Annotated in this window: 18 protein-coding genes; 6 read left to right on the forward strand and 12 right to left on the reverse strand. The window is 45.1% G+C overall.

Annotated elements, in window-relative coordinates:
- The first annotated feature begins 22 nt into the window (after positions 1-22).
- Positions 23-1,423, forward strand: a complete 1,401-nt coding sequence (glnG, locus tag SDEN_RS17980; RefSeq protein ID WP_011497874.1) for a nitrogen regulation protein NR(I) — start codon at positions 23-25, stop codon at positions 1,421-1,423.
- A 41-nt stretch (positions 1,424-1,464) separates the two neighbouring features.
- Here glnG and SDEN_RS17985 read toward each other — a convergent pair whose 3' ends face one another.
- Together SDEN_RS17985 and SDEN_RS17990 are read right to left on the reverse strand one after the other, a co-directional pair.
- Positions 1,465-2,352 carry a cation efflux pump FieF gene (locus SDEN_RS17985; protein WP_011497875.1) on the reverse strand — a complete coding sequence of 296 codons (888 nt, stop codon included), beginning with the start codon at positions 2,350-2,352 and terminating at the stop codon, positions 1,465-1,467.
- A gap of 62 nt (positions 2,353-2,414) precedes the next feature.
- Positions 2,415-2,960: a Spy/CpxP family protein refolding chaperone gene (locus SDEN_RS17990; protein ID WP_011497876.1), complete on the reverse strand. Its 546-nt coding sequence runs from the start codon at positions 2,958-2,960 to the stop codon at positions 2,415-2,417.
- 276 nt (positions 2,961-3,236) lie between these two features.
- Here SDEN_RS17990 and SDEN_RS17995 point away from each other — a divergent pair, with 276 nt between their 5' ends.
- Together SDEN_RS17995 and SDEN_RS18000 are read left to right on the forward strand one after the other, a co-directional pair.
- Complete coding sequence (locus SDEN_RS17995; protein WP_011497877.1) at positions 3,237-3,917, forward strand: response regulator; 681 nt, start codon at positions 3,237-3,239, stop codon at positions 3,915-3,917.
- On the forward strand, positions 3,917-5,329 hold the full coding sequence (locus SDEN_RS18000) for an ATP-binding protein (protein WP_041405889.1): 1,413 nt from the start codon (positions 3,917-3,919) through the stop codon (positions 5,327-5,329). Before SDEN_RS17995 ends, SDEN_RS18000 begins: the two co-directional genes overlap by 1 nt.
- Positions 5,330-5,639: 310 nt before the next feature.
- Here the strand turns inward: SDEN_RS18000 and SDEN_RS20600 are convergent, their stop codons facing one another.
- The 10 genes from SDEN_RS20600 to SDEN_RS18050 all read right to left on the reverse strand — a co-directional run bounded on the left by SDEN_RS20600 (position 5,640) and on the right by SDEN_RS18050 (position 17,463).
- The gene (locus tag SDEN_RS20600; RefSeq protein WP_198134609.1) at positions 5,640-5,807 is read right to left on the reverse strand and encodes a hypothetical protein; all 168 of its coding nucleotides are present in this window, start codon (positions 5,805-5,807) and stop codon (positions 5,640-5,642) included.
- Positions 5,808-6,054: 247 nt separating this feature from the next.
- Positions 6,055-9,111: an efflux RND transporter permease subunit gene (locus tag SDEN_RS18010; RefSeq protein WP_011497880.1), complete on the reverse strand. Its 3,057-nt coding sequence runs from the start codon at positions 9,109-9,111 to the stop codon at positions 6,055-6,057.
- Position 9,112: 1 nt separating this feature from the next.
- Positions 9,113-9,754: an HlyD family efflux transporter periplasmic adaptor subunit gene (locus SDEN_RS18015; RefSeq protein WP_011497881.1), complete on the reverse strand. Its 642-nt coding sequence runs from the start codon at positions 9,752-9,754 to the stop codon at positions 9,113-9,115.
- Positions 9,755-9,756: 2 nt separating this feature from the next.
- Entirely contained in the window at positions 9,757-10,914 is a 1,158-nt protein-coding gene (locus SDEN_RS18020; RefSeq protein WP_011497882.1) for an FAD-dependent oxidoreductase, read from the reverse strand.
- 410 nt (positions 10,915-11,324) lie between these two features.
- The gene (locus SDEN_RS18025; protein WP_011497883.1) at positions 11,325-12,548 is read right to left on the reverse strand and encodes an ATP-grasp domain-containing protein; all 1,224 of its coding nucleotides are present in this window, start codon (positions 12,546-12,548) and stop codon (positions 11,325-11,327) included.
- A complete protein-coding gene (locus SDEN_RS18030; RefSeq protein WP_011497884.1) occupies positions 12,545-13,822 on the reverse strand; it encodes an ATP-grasp domain-containing protein in 1,278 nt (425 codons plus the stop codon). The genes SDEN_RS18025 and SDEN_RS18030 overlap by 4 nt, the downstream gene beginning before the upstream one ends.
- Positions 13,815-15,104 carry an ATP-grasp domain-containing protein gene (locus SDEN_RS18035; protein ID WP_011497885.1) on the reverse strand — a complete coding sequence of 430 codons (1,290 nt, stop codon included), beginning with the start codon at positions 15,102-15,104 and terminating at the stop codon, positions 13,815-13,817. The genes SDEN_RS18030 and SDEN_RS18035 overlap by 8 nt, the downstream gene beginning before the upstream one ends.
- 13 nt (positions 15,105-15,117) lie before the next feature.
- Entirely contained in the window at positions 15,118-15,402 is a 285-nt protein-coding gene (locus SDEN_RS18040) for a 2Fe-2S iron-sulfur cluster-binding protein (RefSeq protein ID WP_011497886.1), read from the reverse strand.
- A gap of 22 nt (positions 15,403-15,424) precedes the next feature.
- The gene (locus tag SDEN_RS18045) at positions 15,425-16,684 is read right to left on the reverse strand and encodes an MFS transporter (RefSeq protein WP_011497887.1); all 1,260 of its coding nucleotides are present in this window, start codon (positions 16,682-16,684) and stop codon (positions 15,425-15,427) included.
- 29 nt (positions 16,685-16,713) lie between these two features.
- A complete protein-coding gene (locus SDEN_RS18050; protein ID WP_011497888.1) occupies positions 16,714-17,463 on the reverse strand; it encodes an iron-containing redox enzyme family protein in 750 nt (249 codons plus the stop codon).
- A 1,099-nt stretch (positions 17,464-18,562) separates the two neighbouring features.
- On the opposite strand from SDEN_RS18050, the gene SDEN_RS18055 reads away from it, so the two are divergent.
- From SDEN_RS18055 to SDEN_RS18065, 3 genes are all read left to right on the forward strand, one after another.
- Positions 18,563-19,237 (forward strand): tetratricopeptide repeat protein, encoded by a 675-nt coding sequence (locus tag SDEN_RS18055; RefSeq protein ID WP_041406536.1) that lies wholly within the window; start codon positions 18,563-18,565, stop codon positions 19,235-19,237.
- A 302-nt stretch (positions 19,238-19,539) separates the two neighbouring features.
- A complete protein-coding gene (locus SDEN_RS18060; RefSeq protein WP_011497890.1) occupies positions 19,540-20,604 on the forward strand; it encodes a sensor histidine kinase in 1,065 nt (354 codons plus the stop codon).
- On the forward strand, positions 20,601-21,224 hold the full coding sequence (locus tag SDEN_RS18065; RefSeq protein ID WP_011497891.1) for a response regulator transcription factor: 624 nt from the start codon (positions 20,601-20,603) through the stop codon (positions 21,222-21,224). Before SDEN_RS18060 ends, SDEN_RS18065 begins: the two co-directional genes overlap by 4 nt.
- Positions 21,225-22,267: the final 1,043 nt, after the last annotated feature.

Genomic DNA, 22,267 nt, shown 5'->3' on the forward strand with positions numbered 1-22,267 from the left:
AGTCCATTGAGGAACACAAAATATGAGTGAACAAGTTTGGATCCTCGACGATGACAGCTCAATACGTTGGGTATTAGAAAAAGCCTTACACAGTGCCAAGCTTAGCACCGCAAGTTTTGCGGCGGCAGAGTCCCTATGGCAAGCCCTAGACGTCGCTCAGCCACAGGTTATTATCTCTGACATTCGCATGCCAGGCACAGATGGCTTGACGCTTTTAGATCGCTTGCAGCTGCATTATCCGCATATTCCGGTGATCATCATGACGGCCCACTCGGATCTCGACAGCGCCGTCAGCGCCTATAAAGCCGGTGCATTTGAATACCTGCCTAAACCCTTCGATATCGATGAAGCCATTGCGCTTGCGGAACGTGCCCTCGCCCATCGCAAAGAACAAGCCAGCGCCCCCATTGTTGAAAGCCAAGTCAAGACACCGGAAATCATCGGTGAAGCGCCGGCGATGCAGGAAGTGTTTCGCGCCATCGGCCGGCTATCTCGCTCCTCCATTAGCGTGTTGATTAATGGCCAGTCGGGCACAGGTAAAGAATTGGTGGCGGGTGCACTGCATAAACACAGCCCCCGCAAAGACAAGCCGTTTATCGCGCTTAATATGGCGGCTATCCCTAAGGATTTGATTGAGTCTGAATTGTTTGGCCACGAAAAGGGCGCCTTTACTGGCGCTTCATCTGTGCGCCAAGGTCGCTTCGAACAAGCCAATGGCGGCACCTTGTTTTTAGATGAAATTGGCGACATGCCTCAAGAAGTGCAAACCCGCTTACTCAGAGTCTTGGCCGATGGTCAGTTTTATCGGGTGGGAGGGCACAATGTGGTGAAAGTGGATGTTCGCATCATAGCCGCCACTCACCAAAATTTAGAGCAAGCGGTCGAGCAAGGGCAATTTCGCGAAGATTTATTTCATCGCCTCAATGTTATCCGCATTCATCTGCCGCCCTTGTCCCAGCGCCGCGAAGATATCGCCCAATTGACTAAGCATTTTCTTACCAGCGCCGCCAAGGAGATGGGGGTCGAAGCCAAAGTGCTCGCCAAGGAAACCGCTATCAAGTTGGCGCAATTACCTTGGCCGGGTAACGTCAGACAATTAGAAAATACCTGCCGCTGGCTCACTGTGATGGCATCCGGTCAGGAAGTATTGCCGCAAGATTTACCACCAGAACTAATAAAGCCCACCGCCAATGTTAGCCAAGTGCACGAGACTGCCGACTGGCAGAGCGCGCTCATCTTGTGGCTTGAAACCCAATTGGCCGCGGGACAAACCAACTTGTTGACCGACATTCAACCCGAGTTTGAGCGTATTCTGCTCACCACGGCGCTGAAACATACCTCAGGTCATAAACAGGATGCCGCCAAGCATTTAGGCTGGGGTCGTAATACCTTGACGCGTAAGCTTAAAGACCTATCACTGTGAGCCATGGGTTTTACGTGAGTAAACAGTGAGGGCGATAAAAGTTAGACAGGGTCTTGGTGGATTATCACCTCAGCATCATCGAACGCCGCCCTTATCCTTAAGTCCGTATCGGCAGCTATGCTGTGAGCGTCCTTAAGGCTAAGTTGGCCATCGAGCTCCAAATGCAGCTGAATAAAGGTGGTCTTCCCCGCCTGACGGGTACGCAAATCATGCACCCCACGCACCCTAGCATCCGCTTGGGCCAGCTGAATAATGTTAAGCCGAGTCTGTGAGTCGAGTTCACGGTCGAGCAAAGTCTGCACCGACGTATAGCCAAGCCCCAACGCCTGAGCCCCAATAAATAGTGCGATAGCGATGGCAAACACACTATCGGCCCACCACCAACCGTACTGAGCTAGCACCAACGCCAGCACCACTGAAGCATTAAGCAACAAGTCAGATTTATAGTGTAAGGCGTCGGCCGCCACGACACTGCTTTGTGTCTGCGCTAGGGCGCGTTTTTGCACTAGTACTAACGCAAAAGTCAGCACTATGGCGATAAGTGAGACAATAATGCCTAAATCCGTATGGGCCATGATTACAGGATTGATTAACCGCTCGGCGCCATAAAACAGCAACAAGAATGCCGAACCTAAAATGAACGCCGCTTGCGCCAAACTCGCTAAAGGCTCGGCTTTACCGTGGCCGTATCTGTGTTCTTTATCGGCGGGGGCGATGGCATAGCGAATGGCAATAAAATTAACCACTGACGCTAGTGCATCGGCAACGGAGTCGGTCAAGGAAGCCAGCATACTGGCAGAGCCTGAATAGAGCCAGGCTGCCAGCTTAATGGCAATCAAGGTAAATGCCACAGTAATGGCTGCTCGGCTGGCGAGCTTTACCCAAAAATCATAATTAGTTTCAGTAGAACTTGGCGTCATAGTCGGCATAGGCTGTTTTTGGCAAGCGTAAATTTCATTAAACTATGCCTAACTATAACGCGCTTTTGCCATTAGCGGCGACTGTGTTTAGCCGCCATTTTTGTAAAGTGTGTGGTAAATTGTGCTTTTTGCTCCTCATTAAGTAACTGATAGATTTCATTTTGCATCTTAAGCTTATTGACCATGGCAGCTTGATGCTGTTGCTGCTTTTCAAGCACTAGATTTTGCGCCGCATTTTCATCAAAATTAGCTTGAGTAATAAGGCTTAACACTTGGGCTCTGTGGGCTTCACGCTGCTCTTGAGTGGGACGCTCACCGCCCTGCTGATATTTCTCCATCACAAGTTTCACTTCGGCTTTTTGCGCCTCGGTTAACTCCAGCTTATGCAACATCCTAAGCATGCCACCACGGTGGCCGCTATGGCGTTCCCCCTTGTGACCGGCCTTGTGCTCAAAGGTTCTATATTCACCCTTGTCTTGGGTCGCGCCTTGGGCTTCAAGCTCAGTGGTTGTGGCCTGAACCTGACTCACTAACAAGACTGAGCCTGCTAACAGCACCAACACGCCAACCTTGGCAGCAAACCTGTTCATTTTAACTGGATTATTAAATGTATTCATTGTCATTACCTTTGGTTAACTTACATCAAGAATTAGCTTATTGTGTTTAGCTCACGCCGGGTGTCGAACCTTAGCGCTGAGAGAGTGAAGCCAGTATAGAGATTGCAAGGTCAATGAGGGTATGGCTTAAGTAAAGCAGTGTAAATGTCTGTATCAAACTACGTACTCTAATAAATCAATCACTTATAGATAAGTGTAAAACTGTGCAATCTTGCTATTCATTGCCGTTCAAGCAAGCTAAAGTAATAATTCAGCATTAACGGGTACAGGTAGCAGATGAACCGCATTTTATTGATCGACGATGACCATGGGCTTTCAGAATTATTAGCCCAATTACTTGAGTTAGAAGGCTTTAGCTTAACCCAAGCCTATGATGGTCAGCAGGGTCTGGATAATGCGCTCAAGCAAGAATTCGATTTAATTTTACTGGATGTCATGCTGCCAAAACTCAATGGTTTTGACTTACTCAAGGCCTTGAGGCAACACAAACAAACCCCAGTGCTGATGCTCACCGCCAGAGGGGATGAAATAGACAGGGTGGTTGGCCTTGAAATTGGCGCCGATGATTACCTACCTAAACCCTTCAACGACAGGGAGCTGGTTGCAAGAATACGTGCCATTCTTCGCCGGGCGCAGAAACCCGCTAACGAACCCCGCGACGAGCTCAAGTGTGGTGATATTAAATTAGATCCCGCCCGCCAAGAAGTTAGCTGTAAAGAACAGCTCATCTTACTGACTGGTACTGAGTTTTCTTTACTACACGCTCTGATAAAACAGGCCGGTGAGTTAGTCAGCAAAGAGACGTTAAGCGAAACCGTGCTGCACAAAAAACTCATGCCCTTCGATAGAAGCCTGGACATGCATCTATCAAATTTGCGTAAGAAATTCCCCGAGCGCGCCGATGGTCGCCCTAGAGTGAAAACCATACGCGGCCAAGGTTATATTTGGATCCCATGATGGCAAATCTTCGTCTTCCCAGTAATTTATTCATTAAGCTGTTGCTCGGCTTCTGGCTCTGTAGCTCAGTTATCATCGCCTTTGTCTCGCTACTGCCTTTATTACAACAAAGCCATGACAGGGCGCCACTGACACCGCAACTGCAACAATTATTAGTGCGCGCCAGTGAGCGCATTCAAGATCATCCGCGAATACTGAGTCATGGCTTTCCCGTTAGCGGCCGGCCGATGAGGCAGCCACCAAGAGATCCCCCTGTAAGACGCAGTGCCCCCTTCGAGCGTGCCAGCTTTTACTTATTAGATGCCGAAGGTCGAATACAACACACACGTCACCCCACCCGCGCCTTACGAAAATTTATCCTCATGGCCGAAGAAGCCGAGCAGGCCATCAGCCATCAATTTAAAAATGAGTTATTCTTTGGCCCCTATGCCTTTAAGGTTAATGGCAAGGCTTACCAAATCATAGGTAGATTGCCAGACCATCACCCTAGGCCGTGGTTTTTCTTCTTCGCCGACAACAAGTTGCTTACCGCCGCCATCGCCATTTTCCTCTCAGGCCTACTTTCCGCCCTGCTTGCTTGGTATTTGGGCAAGCCACTCAGCTCCCTAAAGCGCAGTGCCCATGCGCTCGCCAAGGGAGATTTAACCAGCCGGGTGAGTGAGCGCATCACTCACAGGCAAGATGAAATGGGTCAGCTGGCGAGCACCTTTAATACCATGGCCGATGCAGTGCAGAGCATGGTAAACAACCAACAGCGATTAATGGGGGATATCTCCCATGAACTGCGCACCCCACTGACGCGGTTACAACTTGCCTTGGCCTTGGCCCGTAAGAAGGGCCAGCACAGTGAAGAATTAGAGCGCATAAGTTATGAGGCCCTGCAGCTTGAAGCGCTAATAAGCGAGCTACTGACCCTATCGCGAGTGAGCTTAGCCAATCATGAAAATAAGCGGCGCCTTGGCCTCGCCGAATCCTTAAGCCAAGTGCTGGATGACGCCGAATTTGAAGCCGAGCAACAAGGGAAACACTTGCAGGTTGTTGTTGACGAAGCCTTGCAGTTAAGCCACTACCCTAAGGCATTGAGCCGCGCCATAGAAAATCTACTGAGAAACGCCATTCGCTATGCCAGTGCCAACATCACCATAGCGGCGGTACTCCAAGGTGAACAAGTAGTCATTACCATCCAAGACGATGGCCAAGGCGTGCCGGAAGCTGAGCTTGAAGCCATTTTCAAACCCTTCTATCGCCCCGATAGCGCCCGCGACCGACAAAGTGGCGGCTGGGGCCTAGGCCTTGCCATCACGCAAGCTGCCATTCACCTACACCAAGGCAGCATCATCGCCGAAAATCTCAGTGCCAGCCGTGATAAACAACAGGGCCTAAAACTCACCATCAAGTTACCTGTGAGTTAATGCTCACTTGAATTAAGAAAATACAGATTTCAGCTGCTATGTGGGGTTTGGGCATTGAGCATGGCAACAAGCTTGGCCTTGCTCAATTACTTAAAGCAGCCCGAAGGATCGGCTCACCACACCAATGCCCCGGTGTTAGAAAGACCTGTCCTGATGCATTTAATTTTGCCATGCAATCAGCGGTGTTTTTCAAGGTAGTTAATCGTGAAGCGTCGCATCAAAACAGCAACAAGAGTAAAGCCGTTGAGCAAATTAGTGCCTTGACTCACTGGCAGCGTCTATATAGCGATATTATTTTTAATATGATTTTTTATTCATTTAGTCGCATAGTTACTGGCTCTAATTTCTGCGACTCTTCTCTTAACCCTTGAGGCATTTCAGGATCATTGATTGCATCAACAATATCTTGCGCCAATTTAATTTGCTTCGGGTGTTTTTCTTCATTTGAGGCGAAAAATGTATCAAGATCTTCAATCAACCACACGAACCCTTCTTCATCTTGATACTGCTCAAAACTTAACTTAACTTAACTTAACAGCTGATGTTCACATGTGTACCTTGGTTTCACAAATATCGGTATCGAAATGCGCCTTCCTAGTCAAGCAACCCTCCTAATCGTAGCAAGTATTTTCTAACAAGGCGGTTTCGCTCAGCCTCACCTTCTAGTTCGATATAAGTTTCCAATGTCTGCGGCATAAAGGTTTGATCAATTACCGACTTTCAGATTAATTAGCTGCTATGGTTACTTGCCATTGCTGATCTTGACTATTTTTCTTCAAAGGCATGAAATACAAAAGTAATATTGGGATTAAATACATAGTAAATACTGTTGCTATTGCGATTCCAAAGGTAACCGAAATCCCCAAGGGCTGTAGAATTTTCCCGCTACTCCCCAGGCCATAAGCCAAAGGAGCGAGCCCTGCTATCGTGGTCAGGTTAGTTACCATAATGGCTCTAAAACGCATTTTTGCCGCCGCCAAAATAGCCTCAATCTGATTGTCGAACTCGGATGCGATTCTGCGATATACGTCGACAAAAATAATGGAGTTATTAACCGATACTCCACACAACATAATGATGCCAAGCATAGAGTTAAGGGATAAGGTGCTATTGAACAGTGCAAGTGCCAGTAAAGCACCTAGAATCCCAAACGGAATTGCCGCACAAATAATCACTGCCACCAGTAATCGTCGGAACATAAAGTGAACGCACAAAAACACCAAACAGAAAGCTAATAACAAGGCTTTAATCAGTGATTCTATCCCCTGTTTCACCTCTAAATCTGGTTGGTCAACAATAAACGGGATGGCCTTATCTTTAGGAAGAGTCTGATACAAGGTCTCAAGCACTTCTTGTGCGGTCGCAGTGCTGCTGCTTTTGAGCCAGACCTCTGCCATGTAAATAGGCTGTGTATTACGACTGTAATACCGTTCCCACTGTTTAATAGCCTGAATGTCTAGTAAATCCCTGAGGTGATACACCTTGTTTTTATAAAAAAAAGGCAAATCGCCAATTGCTTCAACTCGATGCACTAATTCACTCCCCAGCTGGGAATACAGCATCAGCTTCTCCCCTTCCAACTCCACCTGCGCGAGGTATTTTTCCTCAATCGCCATACCGACATAGTCGGCCAGTTGTTGCTGAATGTGCTTATGTTCGGCCAACGGAAATAACTGTGATAAAGCCCCCTGCTTGAGTGTTAATGCCAGTTTAGTCGTGCGTCGTGGATTCGGTGTGATTTTTACTCTAGAAACCGGATCTAGGAGCTTAAAATGCTGTTGGACATTATCTAGCAACTCGCGTCTTTCCTGCTCCGAGTCCCCAGTTACCAGTAAACGCAACGCCGGATAATCAGGTACCGCCAGCGCAGAGGTGATCCAAGGAACCGCTTCCAAATCCACGTCATTAGTGTTTTGTAATGAGTGCTGCATCTGGGAAAACACTTGTTCAAACACTTCATGACTGCTGAGATGTAGTGAGATATAAGCAGCATTAGTGCGTATATCGGTATAGGCTAATTTAATCTTGTCGCTAAATTCATTTTCGATTTGTTGACGAACATTTTCAGCTAACTGAACACGATCTTCCATTTCGAGGCCATCTTTTTTGAATCCAACGATCACGTCTATGATTTCTGCTTCGGGCTGGGCAATAAGCTCCTGTTTGATGCTCGGAAACAACTGAGCGGTATACAGCCCTAGCCCGAGTACGCAAGCGGCAAAGCACATTTGTAGGACTTTATACCTCAATACTTGACGCAAACACCATAAATAAAGGTTTGCCCAGCCGTCAAGGAGACGATCTACCGCTCTCCCCACGCCTGCACTAGTTTGCGGTTTATTAGGTAAAAATGACAATATTACTGGCAAAAAAACCAAGTTAACAAACACGCTGAACAGCATTATCGAAACGACCACAAAGGCAATGTCTCTCAGTAAAGCAGATGCTATCGGCGATGTAAAAGCCATAGGTAAAAACACTATAATTGTAGTGATAACCGATGCCAGAATGGATGGCGCAACCTCGCGTGTAGCACCAAAAACCCCCACCCCTGTCTGCTTTTTTTGATGGTAGTAAATGTTGTCGACGACCACAATAGCACCATCGATGACCATGCCAATGGAGACGCTCATTGCTCCCAGCGACAACAAATTGATACCCACACCGCTAAAATACATGATCGCGCCCGCCCCCATCAAAGAAAACGGCATTGATAACGACACAAGTAAGGTTTTACTGAACGAACGAAAGAACAGCAACACCGACAAGGCTGCAATTGCCATTCCGGTAAGAATGGCATAAAGCACAGCAATTATTGCCTTACCGATAAAATTAGAGGGATCATTTAGCACAGTAATAGTGCCTATGTCTTTCACATAGTTTTCACTGACGCTAAAGAAATCACGCGCCACCTGATACAAATTGGCGTCTGGTTTAGGCCAAACCGCAACTGCAACTGCATTCTTGCCATCAAGTTGCAACATACGTGACATTTTAGACTGCGCGACGACTACCTCACCAATGTCCTTAAGTTTAATTTCCCTGCCAAGGATTTTCCCTACTGTGATCTGTTCGATTTGCTTTAGGCTCTTTACTCCACGCTCAACACTCAAGGCAATTTTGCCGTTTTTTAATGTGCTCAAACTGCCAAGGGCGTAATCAAATTCATGCATTTGTACTATATCAATGACATCATGAATTTTTAACTTGAACTCCGCTGCTTTTAACGGGTCTATCTGCACAGAGATATGTTTTTCGCCAAATTCGGTAACCAAAGATTTAGATACACCAGGAATTTCATTTAACGCTGGTTGTAATTGGTTGGCTAACACATGACTCAGCTCAACTGCTGATAACGAGTCAGACTCGACCACCAGATAGCACTCACTACCTGGATTATAAAATTTTAGCTTGAATGGGGGCAGTTCTCGTGACAATTGGGCCTGGTAGAATGCTGCCGTTGAGCCAACATCGCGAATAGCTTCATCATTATCTTTGCTCCAGTCAAAATGCACGTAATAGACGGCCTCTCCCTGACGGTATTCCCCTTCAACCAATTCTACATCTTTGATGTTCTTTAACGAGGCTTCAATTTTACTGCCCCAAAACTGCATAAACTGCCCCATATCTTGCTTGTAGAAGAGTTGCAATTCGACCACAGGCTTACTGGTGTTGGGGTATAATGAAATTGGTAACTGTACAAATTGGTACAAACCAAAGCACACTAAAAAGAGTGTGAGAGAGATTATTCCTCCACGATTTTGACTGAGTAATTTGAACATGTTAATGACCACTTCGCATGGCTGTTTTTTGCATTGGGTGGGCCGAGTGAAGAATCACTTTGGCTATGCTGCCAGAGCGAATTTGTTGTGCGCAACGTTGAGCACAATCCACAATAATTTCAACTTGATATAGACCAAAGTCACCCTGATTAGGCTCATTGATGGAATGAAGCTTACCAGTCTTTATTAATGGCTCTGCCGAGCTGGGTGAGAAAATAACTTCTGCATTCCCTATTTCTCTCAACTTAAGTAAATCCTGCTGCGAAACATCAATTTTGACTAAGTACTGGCTATAATCCGCTATCATCATGATTTGACTGAAACGATTAACCTTATGCCCTTCTTGAACATCCAATCTGGACACAACCGCACTCTCCAATGTATTCCGAATAAAAATAGCTTCATACCCTATTTCTTCTCGCTGAATTTTGACCAATGGCTGGTTAGGCTCGAGTCTGTCACCGCCTTTCACGTATACATCTACCAATACACCATCAAACTGAGAGTAAACAGGCCTGAGCTTGTAATAACTCACAACACCATAAAAAGGGATACTTTCTACCTGCTCTTGTTGGGCTGAAGCACTAAAAGAGAATGCCAACCAGATACACACTGTGGGTATAATCAAAACACCGAGCTTCATCGCTATTGATTTCCTGTTAATTGTCTGAGCATAGTCATGCGCTGAAGCAACTTTTTTCCACTCAAGGCAAAGCCACTCAATTTTCCCTCTTCATCTACAAACTCGGCTTGCAAATGCGGTGCTTCGCCTGCAACTCGCCACTGGCCTTTGAGTTCAGATGGTGGGGGAACACATACGATCCCACAACTAGGCGTTTTCACTAACACAGGCATAGCTCCAAAGCTGACCTTGACGGGGAGCTCATCTGCTGCAGTTAAAGTTCTGGCCAATGCCTTAATACTTAAATTAAGAGGGATAAGGTACATACGCACTAGACCTTGAATTTCGGCACAATCTCCTAGTGCGTACACGTTTTTAGCACTGGTTTGTAGGGATAAATCCACTTTTATCCCATGCCCTGTTGCTATTCCAGCCTCCGCGGCTAGATGAAGGTTAGGTGAGAGGCCCACCGCTGATAAGATAATATCAACCTTAAGCTGCTGGCCGTTAGAAAGAGTCAATTCAAGTTCTTGCTCAGTGTTAAGATGACCAGCGATCACTTTAGAATCAAACTCAAACCGGACTCCTAGATCACCCAAACGTGTCTGCAACGCATCTGATATCTGGCAGGGAACCAAGCGTTGCAACAACCGCTCATCCATTGAAATAACACTAACTTGCTTACCCGCCATGGCCAAGTCATTGGCATATTCTGCCCCTACCAAACCAGAGCCGATCACGGCAACCCGGTTCTTCCCTGTCAACTTGTGACTAAACTCCTGATACTCAAGGCGATTATTAATAGGAAAAACCATAGAATTAACATCTTCTGGCCAGGATAGCCTGATCGGTGATGCCCCAGTCGCCAGTACCAATTTTTTGTAATTATAGGTCACTCCATCGACACGTAATTGATTAAGCTCAGGATTCAATTCGGTCACAGTGGTAAAGCTTTTAATATCTATGTTGAATTCTTCAGCCATTTGAGCAGCCGTTTTGTCGACCAAATCATCGGCGGATAGTGACTGGCTAAACCCTGTAGATAATGCTGGTTTGGAATAATAATGCCCATCATCCTCAGTAAGTATAAGTATCGACATATCTTTACTATAGTGACGGATTTCTTCTATCAATCCATAGCCAGCTAACCCGCTTCCCACAACAATTAAATAAAATTCCATTTCTCTCTATTATCCGCAAAAAATCGTGTGACTAAACCTGCCAATAGCGAAATCCAATATTTCTCGATACTCGCCTGTATTCATTCTGACAAAAACCTGCAGTCCAAAACTCTTCCCTGTGACACCTCAGACCGCTCTGTGCAAATCAGTTAACTGGATCCCTCGCCTTAAAAGCCAACCCACATCCAGTCAAACTAGAAAGCCGGGTTGCAGAGGGATGAACCTCATGCCTTTAAAGACACGTAAGTCCAAAGTTGATCAAGGCCGATCCAGCCAGCATGGCTAACCACTCCTCGTCACTTTGGACGATATCGCTAGCATCTGGACAGGCTTCCTCAGTTACAGCTCGTGGTGCAGTCTTACTTGATCAATTATTTGAGTTCATCCTTGAACTCAAATTTGGGTAGACTCTATACAGCCTCTTGTACCTGAATATATTGCAAAACCCGTTGCATAAAGTTCTGCACCTGAATAGAGTCATCGCCTTGAATAATACCGGCTGCAGGCACTTCTTTTTTCTGATAAGTGATATGTTTTGTGAGAGGCTGCTCGTTGGACAACTGGTTCCATTCAAACATTTGGTGGTGAATTTTAATATCTTCATGCCCTTCAAGGCGACATTTATCCCAATCATAATGATGACCAGGAAACACAAACCAGCCATAGCTTTTATGCGTGTTCACCTCTTGCCTATGGATAGGAAGACGCAGCTGAGTAGCCAAATTGGCATGATGCAGATTGATACCCGTTCTCAGTTCAAAAGTTCTCACTACATTGGCACCACCCGCCCTGTGACCAATTTCAAGGAACACCAATCGTTCGCCTGATTCAATGACCTCGAGATGGAAGGCCCCCGAATCAATAGCCAGCGCAGTGATCACTGCCTGTGCCCAATCCATGAGCCTTGGCTCAGTTTGTATCTGGTAAGAGCCTAACGCTTCCCCTTCTGCAAATGCTAAGCAGGTTCCTTCATAAGTACTCGCCACAAAAGTATCTATTACCCCACCTTGGACTATGCCATCCAGATGCAGTATTGGGCCTTCTACAAACTCTTCAACTTCAAAGTTTTTGAAATTTTTATCGTTATCCAGAACAGGAATGCCGGTGGCAGAACTTGTTATCGCACTCCGCAAAGCCTCCAAATCAGCATACTTGATGACATTTTCACTAGAGGCACCGTCTTTAGGCTTCAAAATCAACTGCTGTAGCCCGGTCAACTCCTGAGTCATTACTTCTGCTAACTCAAAGAAACGAGGAACATGCAAGCCAGCAGCTTGTACCTGATGCTTCATAACGAGTTTATCGCGAACCCGTAGTACATCATGTGGTTTAGGGCCCTGAATGTTTAATCGTTCACGAATAAGCGCGGCATCAAAAAGTTGATATTCGGAGACCCCGATAATGTAATCAAACTCAATCCCTTGCTCTTGAGTGAGGGCAACGGCCGAGTCAACAAGAAGATCCAATTGCTCAATGACAACCTTGTGGCAAGGCAAGTCTTTAGGCAACTTGCTCATGGGGGAGGCCAAACCAAGATAAGTCACCTGGTGCAGGTCATGATCTATAACTTGGTCGTAGCCAACATTCTCGAACGGTACCCGATGTAAAACTAAAATAGATAGTGTCTTGCTCATGCGCATTTTTCCTCTTTCATCCCTATATAAAGGCATTTGTCCCACGCTCGCTGAACCCGCTCATATAAGGCTTGATTCGACAAATCGAAGTGAGCACAATAGATACAGGCTTCAGCGAGAAAGTCGAAATTAGACTGGGGGATTGAGGGGAGCATATGTGGCTGGGTATGTAACCAACGTAACGAAAACAACTCGATATCAGGGCCAAGCTCAAACGCTAGTACTTCTTGTATTTGAGCCGTTATCATTGTCAAATCATCAATCAAATTTTCACGGCTGCCTAACATGCAAGACATCGCTTTGCCTGTCGCATTCAATGGAATGTGCTCCACTGTCTGACCCATAGCCACATCAACCCATCGATGAAATAGATTCTCACCAAACACCTTTTCGGCTAGATTCCATATCCCCATACCACCAGAACGTCGATTCGATTCTATAGCAGCGGTAGATCCTTGACTCTCCAAGTAAGCAATTTCATTATGGAATGCTCCAAGCTGTTGCCCCACCCAAAGATTCATCAACCGGCCGTGAGCACTAATTTTCTCAGCAGAATCACAAGTTAACTCTGCTGGTACAATCTGACCGACTTCAACAGGGTGAGCACCAGTTGCGACCAGTTTCTCTGTGATAAACGATATATCTCCCACACCATCAAAGGAGAATTCACGAAAAGTTGGGATAAGTTGCTCGCACATCAAGCCATCAGCCTGATAGCATTCAACTTGTTTGTAAGCCGCTCCAAAATCTGATTGTGCATGCAACTTAAGTACACCACGACTCCCACCTTCGCTAATAGGCTTAAGAATAAAACCATCTGGGTACTTGACGGCAAATGCATGTACATCTTGTAGGCTATTCACTTTCGAAAATTCGGGCACGAAGTAATGCGTTTTAGCTGCATGGGAGAAATAACGCTTTTCTTGGCGCCTGAATTCAAGCTTAGAATACGAATTGATCCCCAACTCGGAGTTGTCACACACAATCCCAAGCTGCTCAAACAATTTAGTGCCATGCAATAGAGCCTGATCAGCAAACAACAATCCACCACTCACTTTCTGCTCACTCAATAAACGAGATGCTAATGCAATAAAGTTCTGATCACTTAAATCGACTTCTATAACCTGATCGCAAACTGAATAAAACTCTTTATGGGCCTTATTTACCATAAGCATGGTAGTCAAACTGTAAGTTTTTTTGACATACTCACATATAATTTCTAGATCTTGCCACCTTTGCTTGGCACACCCCAGGATCAAAAAAATATTATTCATACTCGACCTCTAGTGCCGTGAGGGATTCACTAATTTGAGCACGAGTCTGAACACTGTCCTGCGACACAGACCAGGACCAAAGTGCTTGTGCCATAAAAAGTTCCCGACTGGCATTCGGTGTTGTTTGTCCTTCTTTCATCAGTAATTTCTTGTGTATCGGTGGTGTGCCTAACTTAAAATTCAGACGGCTAATAGTTCTATTGGGTTCAGCAAAGAAAACTCGAAAATATGAACCCTGCTGACGCTCAAAAAACTGTTCAGAATGGGGACTCAGTACTTTTAGAAACGCTTGATATTCGCTACAACCAGCACGTAATAGTGAACGGATCCACAGCTCTAATAGAGAATAACCCGCAACATGAGCGACACTTTCATTGATATAAGAGCCACCTATTCTTGGATTAATTTCAATAACTTCCCATTGATTATTATCAAATTTCGCTTCCAGATGATAGCAACCTGAACCTAACTCCAAACGCTCAAATATGGAAGAGACCCATAAATTTGCTTGCTCTATTTGCTTGCGATTCAAAGAAATGGGTGGGGACGCACTGACATTCTCTAATGTAGTTAAGTTTTGCTCACCAACTTCCAATTTTTCATGGATTGCAATCAGATTACATTGGCCATCATGGTGAATGATCTCAAAACAAAACTCGACGCCCGATATATAGTCTTCCGCAACAAACTCAACCTCATCGGCAAAGCTTGAACTGAATACGGCATCCGACTGGATCTGCTCAGCAATTTCGGTGATTTGCTGCCACTGGGTGCTTGGTCTTAGCTTAAATGCACCATAAGAAGCAATACCTTGTCTGGGCTTAACAAAGGCCAACTCTCGATTCTTCTGAATTTGTATAAACACTTCCTGAGTCAAAATTCTGGAGTTCACCTGGCTGAGGCCTGCGTCATAAAGCACCTTGCGTAACAAGTGTTTATCCCGTAACAAATTAACTTGCTCTGGACACATATCTTGTGCTCCCAAAGCCTGGTTTAACCTAGCCATTAATGGTCGATAATTTTCCCAAACACTGATGCAAGCCAGCGCTTGTTTATTGCTTTGTTGTAGTTTCTCCACGAAACTCAACACACTCTCAAAATTGAGATCCGTGCCCTCTATGACTTCCAATACGGTAGCCTTATCAGACATGTTTTGGAGCAGATCTGCATCAACAGTATTTGACGAGATAACGTACAGTTCAATCCCCGCATCCTGGCAAGCAGAATGGATTTGGTCGACAAAGGTCTTTCCACCATGGATTAGCGAAATGATTCCTTTCATTGATGAATCTTCCTTATTCTAATGCTTCTATTGTTATGTCCCCGAATAGCTTGCATTGGCAAGCCAACCTATGTGTATCATCATTCATGCACAACATATCAAGCAGATGATTCTCACTGCTTTTCTTAGGAGACAGATTTTCCAGCCCATCGACAACTTTTATTGCACATGAGCCACATGCTGCCGCACGGCATCCAAACATTAACTCTGACTGTTCAGCATTATCAAGTTCAGAAAGCGTGCAATTGTTTGCGAGTGAGACTTGCAGCCCACTTCTATTTAGTTTTACTACTGGCATAGCTTATTCTCTGTGTTTACTGTTATTTGGTAGATTCATGAACCTCACTACGAGGCCGAACTCTAATCAAGAAATAAGATAAAAGGTAAATAAGACAGTTAATGGCAATCACCATCAATATCAGATTTTGCGGACCCACAGACTCTGAAAAAACAGCAATTAACACCCCAGCGATAGGCAAAGGTAACTGATTAAACATCACCATAATGCCAATCACTTTCCCTCTGTCATCTGCTGGGATAAGTTTGACCCTTTCTGCACGCATATAAACGTTAAAAAAGGCCAGCGCGGCAATCATTACTGAGTAGCCCAATGTAAATACCCAAAACTCGGAGGCAATAGCAGCAATCAAGCAGCCGCCAAAAACCAGCCAAATCGAACATAAGAAAACCTTCATACCATCGAAACGGCTAAACACTTGGCTACTAAAAGATAAGGCCACCACAGATGCAGCTCCAAGTGCAAGTTGCAATAGGCTGAACGTTTGATCGGTAACATTAAATTTAGAGATAGCAATAATAGATGCTAAGCCTAGCATCACACCTAATAGCAAATTGATAGTCATCGATTCACATGTCAGGCGCTTAAGTTTAGGCTGACGATAAATCAAATTAGAAGCCAAGCGAAGCTGTTCAAAAATACTGACTTTTTTCCCAGAATCAGTACTTTTTAGCGGTTGTTCAAATCCTAGGGAAAAGGTATTACACACACAAAGTAAGTAAACAATCGCCGCAACCAACAATAAAAAGGACTTGTCCATAACAAGGACCAATACGCCACAAACTATAGGTCCAAAAATCATAGAAAGCTGCATCAATGCTTGCAACATCGATTGCACCTGAATTAATTTGGATTGCTCAAACAACCTAGGAACCAAAGACTCCACAGCTATTAGTGATTGAGCTTGAAAAAACGCATTTACAATGGCAAGTAAGCTTAAAATATAGAAACTGTATTGGTTGTAGTTCAAAAGCATAAACGCTGCTAGTAAACAACTAATTCCACGCACCAAATCGGAAACGAGAAATAGCACTCTACCGCCAAACCTATCAGCAAGCGTACCTGCTATTGGCAAAGAAATAACCCTAGGGAGCCATTCAAGAAAAAACACTAGACCACTTTGAGTGATACTTCCTGTATTACGATAAACGATCAATGGAATTGCAAAAAGCAACAGTTGATCGGAGGTAAGCGCCAAGAAACGCCCGATAAGAAATCTAGAAAAATTTAGATTTTCAAACAGCAAAGCAAACATAATTTTACCAAAATAATAAGCCAGCATGATCCCATGCTGGCTTTAGCACTAATTAATTACGCTGCCTGACTTTCATTTTTTGCAATGGTCTTTTCATATAGCTCTTTAAAGTACATAGCAAGTAAATCTTGAATTTCATCAATATATTTGATGAACATTTCAATATCACTTTCAGTGAACAGTAGAGCACGTACAATTTCCCACATATCACCAGAATGGTCATGGCTTAAGTCGGTGTTGATGTGTGCAACTTGGCCTTTGATGTTTTCAGAACCAAGCTCCGATTTAAGGTTGCTAACCTGATCCGGAGTAATCTTAGCTGTGACATATTCAACCAGATAGCTGTAAGCAACGGCACCCAAAGGATTCTCATGCTCAGCAACAAAATACTTAAATCCCATCAGAAGACGAGTGGCAAACATAGGTTCGGTGTTTTTAATAGTATCTTCAGTAACACCTAATGCTAGCGCATCTTGCTTGAAAAGAATGTCATGTAGCATTTCTTCATCTTGATAACGTGCATATAACTGAGCAGCTTCCGGAGATATTTTGGCAATCTGGTGTAAAGCTTTTGCTTGCACTGTACGACTCATACGAATACGCCACACATGTTCTATCATATGACGTTTATAGTATTCTTTATTCACGCTAGGCTCATAAAGGTGCTTAGCGTATACAACCTCCTTGTTCCATTCATCCATTTTTTTATCTATATATGAATCAATACGACTCTTAGCTTCAACACTTTGGTTTGAGTCAAGGTAGCTTTTGGGGTGTTCGAAACCGACAGAGATCACTCTATTCATCTTCTTATTTCCTTATATATGATGACAATTTTTTTGGAATCACGTCTCAAATGACCCCAAAAAAAACTCACTATTTCTTTACAAAAAACCACAGGGCCAGTAAAGATGTGCGAAAATACAACATTGACGAATCAAGTGCAACAAAAAAGTAACAAATTAATGTTTGATGATTTAAATTCAAATTTATTATTGCAATCTACGTTAGAATACTTTAGTTCACAGTGCCAAAAATAGGTTAACCAATAACAAATCATCACTTAATCTGGGTTCATTTGCATATACAATAAAGGTGTTATAAATATCTATTCATTAACACCTATTACGACTATTTAAAGCAAAAGCATCCGTTAAACTATGAGAAGACGCACCTTCTGTGGCATTAATTACTTACAGCGCAGCTCATAACCCCACTAAAAAATGACATAAGTAAAATATTAATACCGTCTCGTTCATTAACTTTCTTAATGATGAGCGTTTTAACTCAATTTTTAATTTAATTGAACTGAATTAGTGAGTCACCACACTTTCATTTGCAACTTATTTAGCTCAAGCAGGAAAATCTAATCTTACCCACTTAAATCGTTAACATTTATTTACACATTTAAGGCATTAAAATTGGAATACATGCTGCCGCAGTCGGAGATATAAATGACAATATTTAGCTGTATTCGCAATTAAACACAGAGCACGACTTGGCTTTGATAGTTAGGCAGTCGACCTCAACCAACTCACCATTCGATAAGCTGCGGCTAACACTCGCTTTCTGCCGCTTTACCCTCAATGACATTTGTCATCTCAAACTCATGACCTTTGTGCCTGATGTCGCCCGCGTAATAGGCAGATACTGATGCCACACCAGAAAGATAAGTTTATCTGGTCTGCATTGCGGCGGTCTCGTCGCCTCGATTGATGATTGACTGCACTTATTGCAATAACCGTACTCACAGCACAAATGGAGCTTGATATGAACACACAAAAATTATTGAACACATCTCTGAGAAGCAAAAACTTTGGAAACAAAATTTTTAAAAACAATGGCCTGAGCAACAAACAAACCCGTCAGTTACGCCGCCTAATCACAGCAATTAGCCTGACTAGCATGATGCTGATAAGCCCTTTGAGCCTAGCGCAATCATCTAGCAGTATTGCCGCCATAGATAGCGCCGCCAATAGCATGAATCTTGCAGGTTTAACCCGGCTAAGCCAAGGAACGGATGCGAGTTATGCCACTGCCTATGCCAACTATCGCCTAGCCATTAGCGCCAATATTCTAGGGCAAAGAAATACCGCCACCCAAGCCCTAGGGCTTGCACAAACCCAGTTAGAGCAGATAATCTCAATCGAAGCAGCACCTGAACCATTAGCCTTGCTGGCAAGCGTCTATGGCATGCAAATCGCTTTTGACAGCAGTAAAGGCGCCACTCTTGGGTTTAAAATATCGACCCTGTTAACCCAGGCTAGAGCACTGGCTGCCGATAACCCCAGGGTGGCGTTAGTGGCGGCGATCAGCGCCTTTAATACCCCAAGTTTATTTGGGGGTGGTATGGATAAGGCCATTAGCTTAAGCTCACAAGCCATTGAATATTATGCAATGCCCTGTGATGATATCTGTTGGGGCCATGCCGAAGCTTACACTTGGCGAGGGCTGGCGAAACAAGAGCAAGGTGATATGACTGGAGCCATCGCAGATTGGCAGCAAGCGTTAACTGTGGATGCCAATTATGGCTGGGCGCAATTTCTGCTATCCCAACATAAGCAAAGCGCAGCAAACTAGTTCACTGGGTGTAAGCCAGAGGGCATTTCACGCCATAGCGCTGACACCCACCTTAATTAATATATAACAGTTAACATATAAAAATTAACATATAAATTCATCATTATAATCAGTATATTATGACTTGTTTGATTGATAGTGGATCAGTTTTTTTCGGAGGCAAGATGTCAAAATCCATCCCCAAGGTGCCGTCTATTGAAGCAGACATTGTTGAGGCTGACGTTAATCAGCCAAACTTTGAGTCCCGCAGCCCTCATGCAGCAGCTAATGCGGCTAAAAATGATGAGAACAAATACGCTTGGGTGTATCTGATTAACCTGATATTTTATTTTATCCCCCTGTATTTCATGCCATTTGAGCCGCTTACCTTTGGGCTAGTGTTAGCGGCCTTAGTGCCTTTCGTGGCTTGCTATTTTTGGGCCTACAATAGCAATAGCCAAAAAGCGATTTACCCCATTATGGCTATGATTGTGCTGGCCTGCTTGGTGACGCCGCTCAGCACAGGTTCGTTATCATTTTTCAGCTTTTGTGGCTTTTTTATCGGCTTCTTCTATCCATTAAAGCGTGCACTGCTGGGGTTTGCGGCTATTAGCCTTATTTTGCTAAGCCTCAATATTGCAGTGGGTTTTGAGCACTATATGTTTACCCTCTACGGCATGTTAATCGTCTTCGCCGTGGGCGTGCTTGGGGTGGTGGAGCGAAAACGCCATCAGATAAAACGTCAACAACTGCAATCTCGCAATGAAATTCACACCCTTGCGACCATGCTTGAGCGCGAGCGTATCGCCCGAGATTTACACGATATCATGGGCCACAGCCTAAGCTGCATCGCCCTCAAGGCCGAACTTGCCGACAAGCTAGTGGCCGCCAATCAACTGGATTTAGCCCGCCAGCAATTACAAGAGCTGGGCCTTATTGCCAGGGAAAGCCTGACCCAAGTGCGCGATACCGTTTCAAGTTATAAACACAAGGGCCTGGACGCTAGCCTGTCACCTTTGCTGCAATCCTTAAGGGACAAAGGCATAGCGGCTCGACTCGAAGGGGATATTCCCAAGCTCGACCCCAACACAGAGGGCCAGCTCATCCTTATTCTCACCGAGTGGGTCAGTAACATGCTAAAACATAGCCAAGCACAAGACTGCAGCATTCAATTCAAGCAACAGGGCAGCGAACTTGAGCTAGTAATGGCAGACGATGCCAAGGCAAGCCCCATCACAGAAGGCAATGGCCTTAGGGGGATCCGTGAACGGGTCAGTGCCCTTGGCGGCAGCTTTAATTACACCACCCAAGGGCATTATCGTTTCTGTGTCAGGCTGCCACTGACGAACCCTATTAATCAAGCCCAAGCCGGCGGAGCGCAACAATGAAAATATTACTGGCAGAAGATCAGGCCATGGTGCGCGGCGCCTTAGCGGCCCTATTAAGCTTGGGCGGTTTTGCTGACATCACTCAGGCAGAGGATGGTGAGCAGGCTTTGCAGCTACTCAAGCAACATGCCCTCAGCCAGCAGCCCTTCGATTTACTGCTCACCGACATAGAAATGCCCGGCCGCACTGGCCTTGAACTGGCACAGTGGCTGCGGGATAACCAAGGTGATGCCAGCCCAAAAACTAAGGTAATCGTGCTGACCACCTTTGGTCGCGCCGGGTACATTAAGCGCGCCCTTGAGGCCGGGGTGAATGGCTTCTTACTCAAGGACGCACCGTCCGATGACCTCATTCACGCCATTAAGCAAGTCATGGCCGGTAAACCCGTTATCGCGCCAGAGCTTGCGGTGCTCGCCATCGGCGATATCGACCCATTAAACGACAAGGAGCGCCGCGCCTTGCGTCTGGCCAGTGAAGGTAAATCCACTGCCGACATCGCCGCCAGTCTGTTTATCGTCGAAGGCACGGTACGCAATTATTTATCTGAGGCCATCGCTAAGCTTAACGCCGCTAATCGCATCGATGCCGCCCGCATCGCCCGCCAAAAAGGCTGGCTCTGATGCTAATTCTATTAACGGACTGATCATTTAGCGCAGCATCCCTGCAGTTCTGACGTAATACCGATTACGATTGAAGTCTTATCAAATTCATGATGGCTTTAGGTATCAAAAATATAATCTAAAATATTAATATTAAATGATCGACCCACCATAGCATTACCTCGTCGACACGCGTAACTCCTTATAACAGCAACTGGGTCCCTATGGCTCTCTTCGGTGTCCTATTCTCAAAACAAGAAGTAGAAGGTAGTCTCGCAAATTACCATGATGTGTCTATAAAATTCAGTGTTACTGTTAAGCTTTTAAAGCCTATTTTTCAATTAGATCACACTTCAATGACAAATGAGATAATCGGAAGAGCACGAGATAGGCTCAAGTCATTAGCCCAACACCCTCTCATTAACATCTGAGTTGCCGTTTAGATTTAAAATCGGCGTATTTAGCGACATGCATCATGATCAAGGACACGTTTTGCCTCATTCCTTGTTTGTCAGAATAACGTCCAAACAATAACATCCATATTATAAAGCCAGTTCGGCATCTGATGTGAATGGATTCACGAATGCCGTGATAGCAGGATGCTATGGAGCGGCCTTGCCTCTTGCTCATAAGCGCAATCACCCAAGATGATTATTCACCGTTTGGATCAAAGTCGCAGGGTTCCACTCTGCACTGGCCAAGAGGGGAAAACAACAGCATTCTCCCCTCTTGGAACTCCCCTGTGCCACCCGCGAAGTTGTTGCTCCTTATCCGACGAAGAAAATACCTAACGGCTCGACGGCACGTCCATGTGCCCTACGAGCCTTAACCATCATCCCTGATGGTTTCACGGTATTTTAATCGTCGTATTTCGGCAACTTCGAGGGGGAGTTGATGTAACCTGTGAATGTACTGTTAGGCTTAACATAGGCATGGGACTAGATTTTAAGAGCTAACAGATTGTACGAATGCTAAAAAGGTGAACCATGGCGATTTGCGAGCCGACCGTCCGACTCATGGACGGGTCGGCCGAGCATCCAAGGACGGACTTGCTGCGTGTCGTC

This window comes from Shewanella denitrificans OS217 (assembly GCF_000013765.1).
Lineage (GTDB): Bacteria > Pseudomonadota > Gammaproteobacteria > Enterobacterales > Shewanellaceae > Shewanella > Shewanella denitrificans.

Bases quoted from the DNA above. Each gene is read 5' to 3' on its own strand.
- glnG (WP_011497874.1), top strand. From the start codon at position 23: ATGAGTGAACAAGTTTGGATCCTCGACGATGACAGCTCAATACGTTGG.
- SDEN_RS17985 (WP_011497875.1), bottom strand. From the start codon at position 2,352: ATGCCGACTATGACGCCAAGTTCTACTGAAACTAATTATGATTTTTGG.
- SDEN_RS17990 (WP_011497876.1), bottom strand. From the start codon at position 2,960: ATGAATACATTTAATAATCCAGTTAAAATGAACAGGTTTGCTGCCAAG.
- SDEN_RS17995 (WP_011497877.1), top strand. From the start codon at position 3,237: ATGAACCGCATTTTATTGATCGACGATGACCATGGGCTTTCAGAATTA.
- SDEN_RS18000 (WP_041405889.1), top strand. From the start codon at position 3,917: ATGGCAAATCTTCGTCTTCCCAGTAATTTATTCATTAAGCTGTTGCTC.
- SDEN_RS18010 (WP_011497880.1), bottom strand. From the start codon at position 9,111: ATGTTCAAATTACTCAGTCAAAATCGTGGAGGAATAATCTCTCTCACA.
- SDEN_RS18015 (WP_011497881.1), bottom strand. From the start codon at position 9,754: ATGAAGCTCGGTGTTTTGATTATACCCACAGTGTGTATCTGGTTGGCA.
- SDEN_RS18020 (WP_011497882.1), bottom strand. From the start codon at position 10,914: ATGGAATTTTATTTAATTGTTGTGGGAAGCGGGTTAGCTGGCTATGGA.
- SDEN_RS18025 (WP_011497883.1), bottom strand. From the start codon at position 12,548: ATGAGCAAGACACTATCTATTTTAGTTTTACATCGGGTACCGTTCGAG.
- SDEN_RS18030 (WP_011497884.1), bottom strand. From the start codon at position 13,822: ATGAATAATATTTTTTTGATCCTGGGGTGTGCCAAGCAAAGGTGGCAA.
- SDEN_RS18035 (WP_011497885.1), bottom strand. From the start codon at position 15,104: ATGAAAGGAATCATTTCGCTAATCCATGGTGGAAAGACCTTTGTCGAC.
- SDEN_RS18040 (WP_011497886.1), bottom strand. From the start codon at position 15,402: ATGCCAGTAGTAAAACTAAATAGAAGTGGGCTGCAAGTCTCACTCGCA.
- SDEN_RS18045 (WP_011497887.1), bottom strand. From the start codon at position 16,684: ATGCTGGCTTATTATTTTGGTAAAATTATGTTTGCTTTGCTGTTTGAA.
- SDEN_RS18050 (WP_011497888.1), bottom strand. From the start codon at position 17,463: ATGAATAGAGTGATCTCTGTCGGTTTCGAACACCCCAAAAGCTACCTT.
- SDEN_RS18055 (WP_041406536.1), top strand. From the start codon at position 18,563: ATGATGCTGATAAGCCCTTTGAGCCTAGCGCAATCATCTAGCAGTATT.
- SDEN_RS18065 (WP_011497891.1), top strand. From the start codon at position 20,601: ATGAAAATATTACTGGCAGAAGATCAGGCCATGGTGCGCGGCGCCTTA.